Source organism: Faecalibacterium sp. i21-0019-B1, assembly GCF_042852915.1.
GTDB classification, from domain to species: Bacteria; Bacillota; Clostridia; order Oscillospirales; family Ruminococcaceae; genus Faecalibacterium; species Faecalibacterium taiwanense.
This window is the reverse complement of sequence record NZ_AP031425.1, coordinates 2,490,509-2,503,767: the sequence shown is the minus strand read 5'-3', so window position 1 is coordinate 2,503,767 and position 13,259 is coordinate 2,490,509. Positions and strand designations below refer to the sequence as shown.

The following is a 13,259-nucleotide window of genomic DNA, read 5'->3' as shown; positions in this document are numbered from 1 at the left end:
ATGTGATAAAATAAAACTAGATATGCGCTCTTGTGTGCATGATACGGATCGTAAACAGCAATAAGGAGTTATGACTATGTCTATTGAAATTTCCCCGAAGTCGTTCTTTGAGCAGCCCAGCGTGGCAGATATGCGGCTGATCTCCTGCCCCGGTGCAGAGGAACTGACCGGCCTGATCGACAAGCATCTGGTCCGCTGGGCCAAGGCTGCCGGAATTGACAAAGAGACCTTCATTATTCCTTGCGACTGCCCCCGCTTCCAGAGTGGCGATGCCAAGGGTCTGGTGAAGGAGTCGGTGCGCGGCGACGATATCTTCATCGTGGTCGATCCCGGCAACTACAGTGTGACCTACAAGCTGTTCAACTACGAGAACCACATGTCTCCGGACGATCACTTCGCCAACCTGAAGCGCTTGATCCAGGCAGTGGCCGGCAAGGCACACCGTGTGTCGGTCATTATGCCCAGCCTGTACGGCGGCCGTCAGCATCGCCGTGTGGTGCGCGAAAGTCTGGACTGCGCTGTGGCCCTGCAGGAGCTGCAGACCATGGGTGTGCGCAACATCATCACCTTTGATGCTCATGACCCTCGCGTGCAGAACGCTGTGCCGCTGATGAGCTTTGATAACGCAATGCCCACCTATCAGGTGCTGAAGAGCCTGCTGAAGAAGGACCCGGACCTGTCCTTTGATAAGAGCAAGTTTACCGTGGTCAGCCCGGACGAGGGCGCCATGAACCGCAACATGTACTTCTCCAGCGTGCTGGGCTGCAATCTGGGCATGTTCTACAAGCGCCGCGATTACACCCGCGTGGTGAATGGCCGCAACCCCATCGTTGCCCACGAGTATCTGGGCGAGAGCGTGGAAGGCAAGACCGTCTTTATCGCAGACGACATCATTGCTTCCGGCGAGAGCATGCTGGAGGTCGCCAGCAACCTGAAGGAGCGCGGCGCTGCCAACATCATCGCCAACGCCACCTTCCCCCTGTTCACCAGCGGTCTGGAGAAGTTCGACAAGGCTGTGGCCGAGGGCAAGCTGACCTATGTTGTGGGCACCAACCTGACCTACCGGATGCCTGAGCTGCTCACCCGCGACTGGTATGTGGATGTGGATGTTTCCAAGTACGCTGCATACTTTGTGGTGGCTCTGAACCACGACATGTCCGTTTCCAGCATTATCGACCCGCTGAAGAAGATCGAGAACCTGCTGGCAAGCCGCAAGTAAGTTTAATACGAAAAAGGCTCTGCATCCTTGCGATGCAGAGCCTTTTTCGTATCACAAATCAAATAAAACGATCATAATTCGTCTCCATGGCTGCGCAGATACCGAACCAGCATGGGCAGCTCGTAGAGCAGCATGACGACCCAGCCCACCGCATAGCTGTAAGGCAGAGCTTCGATCTCCATTTTCCACACCAGCACGAACACCGCAGCTGCCGCCACACGGAACACCATGTTGAAAGTGCTGGACACCAGCGTGACCTTCAGATCGCCAATGCCGCGGAAGAAGCCCTGAATGCCATTGGTGGCTGCGGGCATCAGGTAGAACAGGGAAACCGTGCGCAGGAAGCGCACGCCCAGATGGACGACCTCCGGGTCGGTGACGAACAGCTTCATGATAAAGGGCGCACCGGCAAAGCATGCAACGGCGATCAGCACGCCGTAAGCGGCTTCGATGCGCATACCGCAGTGGAAGCCCTGTTTCACACGGTCGTGCTTGCCGGCACCCCGGTTCTGCGCCATGAGGGTGGTCATGGCGTGGCCGATGTTCTGCTGCGGGGTATAGGCAAAGTCGTCAATGCGGGAAGCAGCGGTAAAGGCAGCCATGGCGTTGACACCCATGGTGTTCACGATGGCCTGCACCGCGATCTTGCCCAGCTGCACGGTGGCTTGCTGCATGGCGCTGGCCCAGCCGTAGCTGACCGTTTTGCGCAGCAGCTTGCCATCAAACACCAGCCAGCGCCTGCCCAGCTGCAGGATGGGCACCTTCCAGCGGATGTACAGTACGCACAGCACGCAGCACAGTGCTTCGCTGACCACGGTGGAAAGGGCGCAGCCGTTGCTGCCCCAGTTCAGCACCTGCACAAAGAACAGGTCGCCGCCGATGTTCAGCACAGAGCTGATCATCAGGAAATACAGGGCACTCTTGCTGTCGCCCAGTGCACGCATGGTGGCGGCAAGGAAGTTATAGAAGAAGGTGAAGATCAGGCCTGCAAACACGATGCGCAAGTAGCTGACCGCAATGGGCAGGATATCGGCGGGCACCTGCATCAGCTGCAGCAGGGGCGTGGCCAGAATGACGCACAGCGCCGAGAATGCCAGCGAGAACACGGTGCCTGCAATGGCGGTGGTGGACACCTGATGCTCCATCAGCTGGGTATTACCGGCACCGAATGCGGTACTGACCAGAATGCCGGCACCCAGACACATGCCGTTGATAAACAGGATGGCCAGAGTCATGAGCGGGTTGGAAGTGCCGACGGCGGCAAGAGCTTCCTCGCCCACGAACTTGCCCACGATGATGCTGTCGGCGGCGTTGTAGGTGAGCTGGAACAGGTTGCCAAGTACCAGCGGAATGGTAAAACGAATCAGGAGCGGTGTAATGGCTCCCTTTGTCATGTCGTTTGTCATGGGAACTCTATGATTTCTCCTTATAATGTATTTACGATCTGCCGTCCGGGCAGGATGGCAAGGGCAGAGCGGCTGGCTCCTACATGGATGAGCTGTGCGGCCGCCTGCAAAACGGCACCGGATGCCACCGAAGCCGGGATGGCATCGGTGCGCAGCACCTTTTGCGCGGCCCGCTGCGCGTCGGTGGTGTTCACCGCCACCACGTTGTCCACCACATAGGCGTTGAAGTTTTCCGGCACAAAGCCGTAGCCCAGATCGCTGATGCCGTGGGGGCCGGTCAGGCCGCCGCCCAGCGCCTGCGATTCGTAAGGCTCCACGGCGGCGATGCGCACATCGTTCGTCCATGCCTTGATGGTCTCGCCCACACCGGTCACGGTGCCGCCGCTGCCCACGCCGATCACGATAGCGTCCACGGCGCTTTTGCCCTCCCGCGCGATGCTCTGCACAATGGCAGGGCCGGTAACGCGGCGGTGGTACTCCGGGTTATCATCGTTGGCAAGCCAGTCCATGTAGTACCAGCCGTTGGCGGCGGCGGTCTGTGCCGCCAGACGGCGGGCACCGTTCACACCGCTGCGGGCCGGGCTGTGGCGGATCTGCGCACCCAGCCGCAGCAGGGTCTCCTGCCGCAGGGCGGGGGCATCCTCCGGCATCACCAGAACCACCGGGTGACCGGCGGTCAGGCCCGCCAGCGTGAGCGCAGCGGCAAACGGGCCGGAGGCCGCTTCAATGATGGGCTGACCGGAGATCAGCTTCTTTTTTTCAATGGCAAGGGCCAGCATCCCTTCGGCAAGGCCGTCCCGGGCCGTGCCGGTGGGGCCTGCAAAGTCCAGATAGGCATACAGCCGTCCCTTCAGCCCGCAGGCGGCAGCATAGCCGCGCAGCTCCACGATGGGGCAGGCGCTGAGCGTCTGGTAAAAATTGGGGTAGATCGGCACGAAGACCCTCCTTTCATGGGATACAACAATATTATCCTAACGCAAAAGGACTGCGCGCGTCAAGATGCCTTTTAGCAAAAACAGCGAATTTTTGGCGGATTTTCTGGAAAAATCTCCGAAAGGCTCTTGACAGGATGCGGTGCATCTGCTATACTTCATCCGTAAAGCAAATGAACTTTACATCACTTCTCGAAAGTACAGGCACAAAACCGGGGGATCAGAGGATGGCAAAAGATCTGGAAATGGGCTATCTGCTGGACTTTTACGGTGAGGTGCTCACCGAGAAACAGCGCGAAATGCTGCGCCAGTATTACAACGATGACCTTTCGCTGAGCGAGATCGGCGAGAACTTCGGCATCACCCGTCAGGGTGCGCGGGATGCCATCAAGCATGGCGAGAACGCGCTGAAGGAGCTGGAGGAAAAGGTCGGCTTTGCGGCGCGTTACCGCCGCGTGCAGCAGAAGCTGGAAGAGCTGGAGCAAATGGTGATCGATGCACGGTTCGAGTGCACCGGCCCGCAGGGCCTGACCACCACCGAGTACGAACACCAGCTGACCAAAATGTTAAAGCTCATCCGCTCCATCGACGAAGCGAACGAGAGCTGAAACCTGTGAAAGGAGCACCGTACAATGGCATTTGAATCCCTTACCGACCGCCTTGCCGGTGTGTTCAAAAAGCTGCGCGGTCACGGCAAGCTGACCGAGGCAGATATCAAGGCCGCGATGCGTGAGGTGCGCATGGCCCTGCTGGAAGCCGATGTCAACTATAAGGTTGCCAAGGACTTCTGTGCAAAGGTGTCCGAGCGCGCCATGGGTCAGGAGGTCATGGAAAGCCTGACCCCGGCACAGCAGGTGGTCAAGATCGTCAACGAAGAGCTGGTTGCCCTGATGGGCGGCAGCGAAGCGGCCCGCCTGAACATCAAGAACAAGGGCCAGACGATCATCATGCTCTGCGGCCTGCAGGGCAACGGTAAAACCACCCACGCCGCAAAGCTGGCAAAGTACTTTATCAAACAGGGCCGCCGCCCCATGCTGGTGGCCTGCGATATTTACCGCCCTGCGGCCATCGATCAGCTGCAGGTGGTGGGCAAACAGGCGGGCGCACCGGTGTTCACGCTGCCGGGCGCAAAGCCGCCGGAAATTGCAAAAAAGGCGCTGGCACACGCCAAGGATTACGGCAATGACATCGTGATCCTGGATACCGCCGGTCGTCTGCAGATCGACGATGTGCTCATGCAGGAGCTGGTGGACATCAAGGAAGCCGTTCCTGTGGACGAGACCCTGCTGGTGGTGGATGCCATGGCCGGTCAGGACGCCGTGAACGTTGCCAAGACCTTCAACGAGAAGGTGAGCATCGACGGCATCATCCTTACCAAGACCGACGGCGATACCCGCGGCGGTGCGGCACTTTCGGTGCTGGCCGTCACCGGGAAGCCCATCAAGTTCCAGGGCACCGGCGAAAAGCTGGACGATCTGGATGTGTTCCACCCGGACCGCATGGCAAGCCGCATCCTTGGCATGGGCGATGTGCTGAGCCTGATCGAGCGCGCGCAGGAGACGGCCGACGAAAAGGCTGCCGAAGAGACCGCCAAGCGGATGATGGAGAACAAGTTCGACATGAACGACATGCTGGACCAGTTCGCACAGATCCGCAAGATGGGCGGTGCAGGCGCGATGCTGAGCATGCTGCCCGGCGGCAGCGGCATCGATCCCAGTCAGGTCGATGAAAAGGCGTTCGACCGCATCGAGGCCATGATCTATTCCATGACCAAGGAAGAACGCGAGAAGCCCTCCATCATCAACCCCAAGCGCAAGCGCCGCATTGCAGCAGGCAGCGGTACCACCGTGGCCGACGTGAACAAGCTGCTCAAGCAGTTTGAAATGATGCAGAAGATGATGAAGCAGTTCAAGAAAAGCCCCAAGGGCTTTGCCCGCCGTCTGGGCGGCATGATGGGCAACCCCAATGCCTTCCGCGGACTGAAATAATTTTTGTGATACAACCCCCTTGCGGGTTTGTACAATATAATCAACATGCGCCCGCAAGGGCCGCACAAAACAATTTTTGGAGGATATTTACCATGGCAGTTAAGATTCGTCTGCGCCGCGTTGGCGCCAAGAAGGCTCCCTTCTATCGTGTTGTTGTTGCTGACAGCCGCTTCCCCCGTGACGGCCGTTTCATCGAAGAGATCGGCACCTACGATCCCAACAAGGAGCCTTCCGAGATTAAGATCGACGCTGAGAAGGCAAAGCAGTGGATCGCCAACGGCGCACAGCCCACTGATACCGTTCGCGTCCTGCTGAAGAAGTCCAACGTTCTGTAAGTAGGGAGGGCTGACTCATGCAGGAGCTGTTGCTGGCAGTTGCCCGCGGTCTCGTGGAGGATAAGGAAGCCGTTAAGGTCACGGTGGACGAGCCTCGCGAGGACGGCACCATCGTCTACCACCTGAGCGTGGCAGAGGGAGATATGGGCCGTGTCATCGGCAAGCAGGGCCGGATCGCAAAAGCCATTCGTGTGGTGATGCGCGCGGCTGCTGTGCGGGTCGATGAAAAGGTCCTTGTTGAGATCGACTGAGCACCCTACAGGCCCTTTGCCCTTGCGGCAAGGGGCCTTTTTGATTATAGGAGCAAGATTATGCAGCAATATCTGGAAGCGGGCAAGGTCGTGACCACCCACGGCGTGCGCGGCGAAATGAAGCTGGAGCTTTGGTGTGACGGCGTGAATTTTCTCAAAAAGGTGGGCAGGCTGTACCCCTCGGCACAGGGCGGCAGGGCCTATAAGATCGTGTCCATCCGCGCACAGGGCCAGATGGCTCTGCTGCAGCTGGAAGGCGTGGACGATATGGATGCTGCCCGTGCGCTGCGGGGGCAGGTGTTCTACTTTGACCGTAATGATGCCACCCTGCCCGCAGGCCGCTGGTATGTGGCCGACCTGATCGGGTGCGAAGTGCGGGATGCCGACACCGGCAGGGTGTACGGCGTTGTGACCAGCGTGAATCACCCCGGTGCACAGGATATCTACACCGTCAAAGCACCGAACGGCAAGGAATACATGTTCCCGGGCGTGGATGCTTTTTTGAAAGAGCGCAACCCGCCGGAGGGCTATCTCCTCGTCACCCCCATTCCGGGCCTGCTGGACGATGACTTTGACAGCGAACGGGAGGAAGAGTGAGCCATGGGAATGCGTGTGGACATCGTGACCCTGTTCCCGGAAATGTGCCAGCAGGTGCTGGATGCCAGCATCATCGGGCGCGCGGCAAAGAAGGGCCTTATTGAGACCCACTGCCACCAGATCCGGGACTACACCCTGAACAAACAGAAGCAGACCGACGATTACCCCTACGGCGGCGGCTGCGGCATGGTGCTGTATGCTCAGCCCATCGCAGACTGTCTGCGTGCTGTGCAGCAGGAAGTGGCTTCACAGGGCCGTCCGGCCCCGCATATCGTGTTCCTGACGGCAGGCGGCCAGCGCTACACCGAGGAGCACGCAAAGCGGCTGGCCCAGTACGATAACCTGACACTGGTATGCGGCCACTATGAAGGCATCGACGAGCGTGTGATCGATGCTTTTGCGGATGAAGAGATCTCCATCGGTGACTACATCCTCACCGGCGGCGAGCTGGCCAGCCTTGTGGTGGCGGACAGTGTGCTGCGCCTGAAGCCCGGCGTGCTGGCTGAGCAGAAGGGCTACGAGGAAGAAAGCTACTGGGACGGCCTGCTGGAGTATCCCCAGTACACTCGCCCCGAGGTGTGGGAAGGCCGCGCCGTGCCGCAGGTGCTGCTGGGCGGCGACCACCAGAAGATCGATGCATGGCGCGGGGAACAGAGCCGGGAGCGCACCCGCCTGCGCCGCCCGGAGCTGTACGAGAAGTGGTGTGAGACTCACCCTGTGACCGAGCTGCCCAAGTGGAAGCGCGGCGAGAACATGCGCCTTGTCAAGACCGACGAGCAGTTTGCTGCTGCCGCCCGCATCTTTGTGGAGGGACGGCGTGCGACCTGTGCCGAGAACTGGACCCCGGAATACTGTGCCAGCCTCAACGAGGAAGAATATCTTTTGCAGCTGCGGCAGGAAAAGGCCGCAGGCTGGGTGTGCTACCTGCACACCACCAAGGATGTGCCGGACGGCATCGTGAGCATCAACCACAAGGTGGGGCACATCGAACATCTGTTCGTCACTGAAAAAGCCCGCGGCAGGGGCATTGGCATGAAGATGCTGGACTTTGCCCGCAGGAAGCTGCCGGAGCACGAGCACCCGGTGCTGAGCGTGCTGAACACCAACACCCGCGCCATAGCGCTTTACACGCGCATGGGCTGGAAGCTGACCAGCGGCACCGAGCTGGAGTTCACGCCGGAGCAATATCCGGCTGTGGTGAAAAAGTGTGCTCTGGTCTGGATGCGGTACGAGGGCAGCGCACAGAAGTAACTCCGGGCGGCAGCTGCAGGTGCATTGGACAGCGAAAAAGGCACGAAAATGGATGCTCGGGCCAGAGGGTATGGTGCTGGAAACGCACAAAAACGGCCGAGATATTGCCCGATGGTCGAAAAAATGTTGAAAACTTTTGTATCTACCCTCTAACCTTCGGGGAATAATTTTATTATCTTTGTATAAATAATGAAAAATGGGCCGCTTTTCATTGGAGAAACCGCCAAAAATGCGCCGGGGGGCTGTACAACCGTTTCGACTTGCGCTAAAATAATCGTAACGCAACAGGCACAGGATACAGATTCTATACCCAAAACGATATTAGATAGGAGCGCTTTACTATGTACGTGAAAGAAGTTACCGTTGAAAATCAGGTTGGTCTGCACGCTCGTCCGGCTACCTTCTTCATCCAGAAGGCTAACGAGTTCAAGTCTTCCATCTGGGTCGAGAAGGAAGAACGCCGCGTGAACGCAAAGAGCCTGCTGGGCGTTCTGTCTCTGGGCATCGTGGGCGGTACCACCATCCGCATCATCGCTGACGGCGCTGATGAGCAGGCTGCTGTTGACGGCCTGATCAAGCTGGTGGAGTCCGGTTTTGCTGAGTAATTTGTGTCTATAAATGGAGCGGCGGGGGAACCTGCCGCTTTTTGTTTTTCAAGGAGAATCCATGACCAAAGCTGAACTGTATCAGAAAGCCTGTATGCTGCCGCTGCTGCCCGGCGTTTATATCATCCGGGATAAGACGGACACCATCATTTATATCGGCAAGGCAAAGCGGCTGCGCATCCGGGTGAGCCAGTACTTCCGCGAGGGCGTGCCCCATGACAACAAGGTCAGCCAGATGATCGCCCATGCCTATGCCTTTGACGTGATCGTCTGCCAGAGCGAGTTTGAAGCGCTGGTGCTGGAAGCCAGCCAGATCAAGGCTCACACGCCGAAGTATAACATCCTGCTCAAGGATGATAAAGGCTACAGCTATATCAAGGTGACAAAGGAGCCATGGCCCAGGCTCTCCTTCGTGCTGCAAAAGGAGGAGGACGATGCTGAGTATATCGGCCCCTATACCTCCAGCTTTGCGGCGCGGCAGATGGCAGAAACCGCCATGGATGCCTTTCTGCTGCCAAGGTGCAATAAGCGCTTCCCGCAGGAGATCGGCAAAGGACGGCCCTGCCTGAACGCCCACATCGGCAAGTGCATGGCAGTGTGCAGCGGCAGGATCAGCTGCGAAAACTACAATCAGGCCGTCAAGAGCGCTGTGCACCTGATCCGCTATGGCAAAAAGGACATCCTGAAGATCCTTAATGAGCGGATGCAGGAGGCCTCGGACCGGCTGGAATTTGAGACGGCGGCGCTGCTGCGGGACCAGATCGCAGCCATCACCAAGGTGAGCGCCGGGCAGAAGGTCATTGTGGACCCGGATGTGGAGATGGATGTGGTGGCGCTGGCAGGCACGCCGGACAGCGTGTGTGCGGCGGTGCTGCGCTTCCGGGACGGACGGCTGACCGATAAGCGGGAGTTTTTGTTCCACGATACTTCGGACATTGCCGCCGTGCGGGAGGAATTTCTGCCCCGATATTATCTGGATGACGAACAGATCCCCAAGATCATTGCGGTGGACGAGCTGCCGCCGGACAGCGACGCTTTGCAGCAGGCGCTGAACGAAAAGCGCGGCAGTGAGGTGCAGCTGTATGTGCCCCAGCGCGGCGATAAGGCCCATCTGGTGGAGATGGCCCACACCAACGCGGTGGAGCGTCTTGCCCGGGAGAGCGGCCGCTATGCCCGGGAGGAAAAGCTGCTGGACGAGCTGGCGCAGGTGCTGGGCCTTGCAAAGCCGCCCCGTGCCATTGAGAGCTACGATATCTCCAACTGGGGCGATGGCTCCAGCGTGTGCGGCATGGTCACCTTCAAGGACGGCAAGCCCTACAAGGCGGGCTACCGCAAGTTCAAGATGAAGACCGTTGCGGGCACTGACGACTATGCATCACTGGCAGAGACTGTCTCCCGGCGGGCGGCAGAGTACGAAAAGTACGCAGAGCTTGCAAAAAAGGGAGAACCCTGTAGCAACTGGTTCGGGCAGAAGCCGGATCTGCTTTTGATGGACGGCGGCAGGGGGCAGGTGAGCGCGGCAAAAGAAGCACTGGCCGGGACTGCCCTTGCGGATGTGCCGCTCTACGGCATGGTGAAGGACGACCACCACCGCACCCGCGCCATTGTGGACAGCGACGGCCGGGAAATTGCCATCAATATGAACCGGGGCACCTTTACCTTTATCACGGCCATTCAGGACGAGACCCATCGCTTTGCCAATGCCTACCGCAAGCAGCAGATGAAGCAGAAGAGCTATTCCTCCACCCTGACGGAGATCCCCGGCATCGGCCCCAAAACGGCCAAGGCGCTGATGGCCCAGTTCAAAAGCGTGGGTGCGGTGAAGGAAGCCACGCCTGACCAGCTGGAAAATACCCCCGGCGTGGGCAAACAGACGGCACAGATCATCTACGCATATTTTCACGCATAAAACCCTCTCAGTCATCGCTGCGCGATGCCAGCTCTCCCGAAAGGGAGAGCTTTTTGCATTCAGATGCAATGAATGTGCAGAGCTGAAAAAACGCGATTGATGCATTTGCCAGTTACGGCCCTTCCCGTGAAAAGGCAAACCCCGGCAGACCGCAGTCTGCCGGGGTTTGCAATATTAAAATAAATTTTTCGCTGAAAATGCCCAGAGCAAAGCGGAGGGCATTCAAATGATTCAGTTCTCCGCAGAAATATCCTGACCGAAATACTTCTCGCTCAGCTCTTTCAGGGTGCCGTCGGCACGCAGCTCGTCGATGGCGGTGTTGATGGCATCCAGCAGGGTGGCGCTGGCATCGCCCTTGCGCAGGGGGATGGCAACGTGGGATGCATCCTCGGTCTGGGCCACCAGCTTGAAATCTGCATCCGGATGGACGTTCAGGTAATCGTAGAAGGAGACATCAGCGTTCAGGGTGGCGTCGATGCGGCCTGCGGTGAGCAGCTGGATGGTCTCCTCCAGCGTGTCGATGCCCTGCACGGTGGCGCCATAGCTCTCGGCCAGCTCCATGTAGGTGGAAGCCAGACTGTTGGCGGTGGTCTTGCCCTTCAGGTCTTCAAAGCTGGTGATCTCGTCGTTATCCTTGCGGACGGCAAGGGCAGTGTGGATGTAGCCGTAGGGCTCGGTGAAATCATAGGTCTTGGCGCGCTCGTCGGTCACTTCCACGCCGTTGCACACGATGTCGTAGCGGCCTGCGTCCAGACCGGCAAACAGGCTGTCCCAGTCGCTTTCGACGTACTCCGGCTCCACGCCCAGCTTTTCGGCAATGGCGCGGGAGACTTCCACATCGTAGCCCACCAGAGTATCGGATTCGTCGTGGTAGCTCCAGGGCTGCCATGCGCCTTCCAGTGCAACGATCAGCTTGCCGCTGGACTGGATGTTGGACAGCTGGTCGCCAGCGGAGGGAGCCACAGATGCAGCAGTACCGGAAGCAGCGGTGCTGCCGGAAGAATTGGAGCAGCCGGACAGAGTCAGCACGCCGGCAGCGGCCATGACGCTCATAAGAGAAATAAAAGTTCTGCGTTTCATAGTTGGATTCCCTTTTCTCTATAAAAATATTTGTGAAATAAACTCCTTCAGGCAAAGAGGGAGACTTTCTGGTTTTGCCAAAGGCCCCATCCCGGAGGGGGCTGTCTGCGAAGCAGACTGGGGGAGTTGGTTAAACCTCACTCGGTGTGAGCGATCTTCCGCAAAAATTCGCGGGTACGCTCCTCTTTGGGGTTGGCGAAAAACTCATGCGAGGGAGCCTGCTCCACTACCACGCCGTTCTCCATGAAAACGGTCTTGGAGGAAACATTGCGGGCAAAGCCCATCTCGTGGGTGACAACCAGCATGGTCATGCCCTCTTCGGCCAGCTGCCGCATCACGGCCAGCACTTCGCCAGTCAGCTCCGGGTCAAGGGCCGAAGTCGGCTCGTCAAAATAGATGATCTCCGGGTCGGAGGCCAGTGCCCGGGCAATGGCCACGCGCTGCTGCTGGCCGCCGGAAAGCTGGCGCGGATAGTAGTCGGCTCGGTCGGCAAGGCCCACCTTTTCCAGCATCTTCATGCCAACGGTATCCGCCTGCTCTTTGGGCATTTTGCGGGCAATGATGAGGCCCTCGGTCACGTTCTGCAGGGCAGTCTTGTTGCGGAACAGATTGTAGCTCTGGAACACAAAGGCCGTCTTTTTGCGCAGCCGGGCAATGTCGGCACGGCTGGCCTGGGCAAGGTCGAACGTCTCACCGTCAAAGGTGAGCTGGCCTGCGTCGGCAGTCTCCAGAAAGTTCAGACAGCGCAGCAGGGTGGTCTTGCCGGAGCCGGAGGGGCCGAGGATGGCCACCACATCGCCCTTTTCCACGGTCAGGTCCACGCCGCGCAGCACCTGCAGCTCGCTGGTCACTTTGCGTGCACCGGGCCGGTGGAAGATGCTTGCCTGCAGGCGGGGCTTTGTGTAGGTGAAAAAGGATTTGTGGACGTTTTTGATCTCTAACATGGACATGGTTGCCACACTCCTTTCTTACTGGAAGCCGTGGGCGTTGAGCCGACGCTCCAGCAGTGCCTGCAGCTTGGTGATGACCGTGCAGAACAGCAGATACACCACGGCCACCTCACAGTAGATGGGCAGGAAGATGTAGGTGCGGGCGGCCACGCGCTGACCGGCCATGAACAGCTCGGCTACTGTGATATTGGACGCAAGCGAGGTGTCCTTGATCATGCCGATGAGCGAGTTGGAGAGGGCGGGCACTGCGGTGCGCAGGGCCTGCGGCAGCACGATGCGGCGCATGATCTGCCACCAGCTCATGCCCACGCAGTAACCGGCTTCCAGCTGGCCCTGCGGCACGCTTTCCAGTGCGCCGCGCATGGTCTCGGCACAGTAGGCACCCTCGTTGAAGGCAAAGGCGATGACCGCAGCAGGGAAAGCGTCCAGCATGATGCCCACGCTGGGCAGACCATAAAAGATGATGAACAGCTGCACCAGCAGCGGTGTGCCGCGGATGACCCAGATGTAGAACCGCGCGATCTGCCGCAGCACCGGCACATTGGCGTACTGCACCAGCGCAACGGCCACGGCAATGATCATGGCAAAAAAGAAGGAGACCAGCGTGAGCGGGATGGTCATGGTAAGGCCTGCCGTAAGGATACGGGGCAGGGCCTCCGCCAGCACGCTGACCGTACGGTTGGAAAGAAATGCTTCAAACATGAAAAATGTTCCCTCAGAACGGTATTCAAATACT

Annotated in this window: 14 protein-coding genes; 9 read left to right on the top strand and 5 right to left on the bottom strand. The window is 58.7% G+C overall.

All coding sequences use genetic code 11. From position 1 onward, the window contains the following. Positions 1–76 precede the first annotated feature (76 nt). A complete protein-coding gene (locus ACGHP1_RS12505; RefSeq protein ID WP_044954082.1) occupies positions 77–1,219 on the top strand; it encodes a ribose-phosphate pyrophosphokinase in 1,143 nt (380 codons plus the stop codon). Between the two features lie 71 nt (positions 1,220–1,290). Here ACGHP1_RS12505 and ACGHP1_RS12500 read toward each other — a convergent pair whose 3' ends face one another. Beyond that, positions 1,291–2,625, bottom strand: a complete 1,335-nt coding sequence (locus ACGHP1_RS12500) for an MATE family efflux transporter (protein WP_390509535.1) — start codon at positions 2,623–2,625, stop codon at positions 1,291–1,293. Between the two features lie 20 nt (positions 2,626–2,645). Continuing rightward, a complete protein-coding gene (locus tag ACGHP1_RS12495; protein WP_097781517.1) occupies positions 2,646–3,560 on the bottom strand; it encodes a pyridoxal-phosphate dependent enzyme in 915 nt (304 codons plus the stop codon). Between the two features lie 224 nt (positions 3,561–3,784). Between ACGHP1_RS12495 and ACGHP1_RS12490 the strand changes: the two genes are divergently transcribed. The 8 genes from ACGHP1_RS12490 to uvrC all read left to right on the top strand — a co-directional run bounded on the left by ACGHP1_RS12490 (position 3,785) and on the right by uvrC (position 10,493). Next, positions 3,785–4,165: a sigma factor-like helix-turn-helix DNA-binding protein gene (locus ACGHP1_RS12490; RefSeq protein WP_097775061.1), complete on the top strand. Its 381-nt coding sequence runs from the start codon at positions 3,785–3,787 to the stop codon at positions 4,163–4,165. A gap of 24 nt (positions 4,166–4,189) precedes the next feature. Beyond that, positions 4,190–5,545: a signal recognition particle protein gene (gene ffh / locus ACGHP1_RS12485; RefSeq protein WP_120080934.1), complete on the top strand. Its 1,356-nt coding sequence runs from the start codon at positions 4,190–4,192 to the stop codon at positions 5,543–5,545. A gap of 92 nt (positions 5,546–5,637) precedes the next feature. Then, positions 5,638–5,880 (top strand): 30S ribosomal protein S16, encoded by a 243-nt coding sequence (rpsP, locus tag ACGHP1_RS12480; protein WP_005944692.1) that lies wholly within the window; start codon positions 5,638–5,640, stop codon positions 5,878–5,880. Positions 5,881–5,897: 17 nt separating this feature from the next. After that, positions 5,898–6,131, top strand: coding sequence for a KH domain-containing protein (locus ACGHP1_RS12475; RefSeq protein WP_005934928.1), 234 nt, complete (start codon positions 5,898–5,900; stop codon positions 6,129–6,131). A gap of 60 nt (positions 6,132–6,191) precedes the next feature. Next, positions 6,192–6,728 carry a ribosome maturation factor RimM gene (gene rimM, locus ACGHP1_RS12470; RefSeq protein WP_390509533.1) on the top strand — a complete coding sequence of 179 codons (537 nt, stop codon included), beginning with the start codon at positions 6,192–6,194 and terminating at the stop codon, positions 6,726–6,728. Positions 6,729–6,731: 3 nt separating this feature from the next. Beyond that, a complete protein-coding gene (trmD, locus tag ACGHP1_RS12465) occupies positions 6,732–7,979 on the top strand; it encodes a tRNA (guanosine(37)-N1)-methyltransferase TrmD (RefSeq protein ID WP_390509532.1) in 1,248 nt (415 codons plus the stop codon). 341 nt (positions 7,980–8,320) lie between these two features. Continuing rightward, positions 8,321–8,584, top strand: a complete 264-nt coding sequence (locus ACGHP1_RS12460) for an HPr family phosphocarrier protein (protein WP_005920365.1) — start codon at positions 8,321–8,323, stop codon at positions 8,582–8,584. 61 nt (positions 8,585–8,645) lie between these two features. Then, positions 8,646–10,493, top strand: a complete 1,848-nt coding sequence (gene uvrC, locus ACGHP1_RS12455) for an excinuclease ABC subunit UvrC (protein WP_390509531.1) — start codon at positions 8,646–8,648, stop codon at positions 10,491–10,493. Positions 10,494–10,724: 231 nt separating this feature from the next. Here uvrC and ACGHP1_RS12450 read toward each other — a convergent pair whose 3' ends face one another. The 3 genes from ACGHP1_RS12450 to ACGHP1_RS12440 all read right to left on the bottom strand — a co-directional run bounded on the left by ACGHP1_RS12450 (position 10,725) and on the right by ACGHP1_RS12440 (position 13,225). Next, positions 10,725–11,573 (bottom strand): transporter substrate-binding domain-containing protein, encoded by an 849-nt coding sequence (locus ACGHP1_RS12450; protein WP_390509530.1) that lies wholly within the window; start codon positions 11,571–11,573, stop codon positions 10,725–10,727. Between the two features lie 137 nt (positions 11,574–11,710). Next, positions 11,711–12,523: an amino acid ABC transporter ATP-binding protein gene (locus ACGHP1_RS12445; RefSeq protein WP_223388895.1), complete on the bottom strand. Its 813-nt coding sequence runs from the start codon at positions 12,521–12,523 to the stop codon at positions 11,711–11,713. An 18-nt stretch (positions 12,524–12,541) separates the two neighbouring features. Then, positions 12,542–13,225, bottom strand: coding sequence for an amino acid ABC transporter permease (locus ACGHP1_RS12440; protein ID WP_097775067.1), 684 nt, complete (start codon positions 13,223–13,225; stop codon positions 12,542–12,544). Between the last annotated feature and the right edge of the window lie 34 nt (positions 13,226–13,259).

What these genes read in the sequence shown, in the direction of transcription:
- ACGHP1_RS12440 (WP_097775067.1), bottom strand. Translation starts at nt 13,225, where the DNA reads ATGTTTGAAGCATTTCTTTCCAACCGTACGGTCAGCGTGCTGGCGGAG.
- ACGHP1_RS12445 (WP_223388895.1), bottom strand. Translation starts at nt 12,523, where the DNA reads ATGTCCATGTTAGAGATCAAAAACGTCCACAAATCCTTTTTCACCTAC.
- ACGHP1_RS12460 (WP_005920365.1), top strand. Translation starts at nt 8,321, where the DNA reads ATGTACGTGAAAGAAGTTACCGTTGAAAATCAGGTTGGTCTGCACGCT.
- rimM (WP_390509533.1), top strand. Translation starts at nt 6,192, where the DNA reads ATGCAGCAATATCTGGAAGCGGGCAAGGTCGTGACCACCCACGGCGTG.
- ACGHP1_RS12450 (WP_390509530.1), bottom strand. Translation starts at nt 11,573, where the DNA reads ATGAAACGCAGAACTTTTATTTCTCTTATGAGCGTCATGGCCGCTGCC.
- uvrC (WP_390509531.1), top strand. Translation starts at nt 8,646, where the DNA reads ATGACCAAAGCTGAACTGTATCAGAAAGCCTGTATGCTGCCGCTGCTG.
- ACGHP1_RS12505 (WP_044954082.1), top strand. Translation starts at nt 77, where the DNA reads ATGTCTATTGAAATTTCCCCGAAGTCGTTCTTTGAGCAGCCCAGCGTG.
- ACGHP1_RS12500 (WP_390509535.1), bottom strand. Translation starts at nt 2,625, where the DNA reads ATGACAAACGACATGACAAAGGGAGCCATTACACCGCTCCTGATTCGT.
- trmD (WP_390509532.1), top strand. Translation starts at nt 6,732, where the DNA reads ATGGGAATGCGTGTGGACATCGTGACCCTGTTCCCGGAAATGTGCCAG.
- ACGHP1_RS12475 (WP_005934928.1), top strand. Translation starts at nt 5,898, where the DNA reads ATGCAGGAGCTGTTGCTGGCAGTTGCCCGCGGTCTCGTGGAGGATAAG.
- rpsP (WP_005944692.1), top strand. Translation starts at nt 5,638, where the DNA reads ATGGCAGTTAAGATTCGTCTGCGCCGCGTTGGCGCCAAGAAGGCTCCC.
- ffh (WP_120080934.1), top strand. Translation starts at nt 4,190, where the DNA reads ATGGCATTTGAATCCCTTACCGACCGCCTTGCCGGTGTGTTCAAAAAG.
- ACGHP1_RS12490 (WP_097775061.1), top strand. Translation starts at nt 3,785, where the DNA reads ATGGCAAAAGATCTGGAAATGGGCTATCTGCTGGACTTTTACGGTGAG.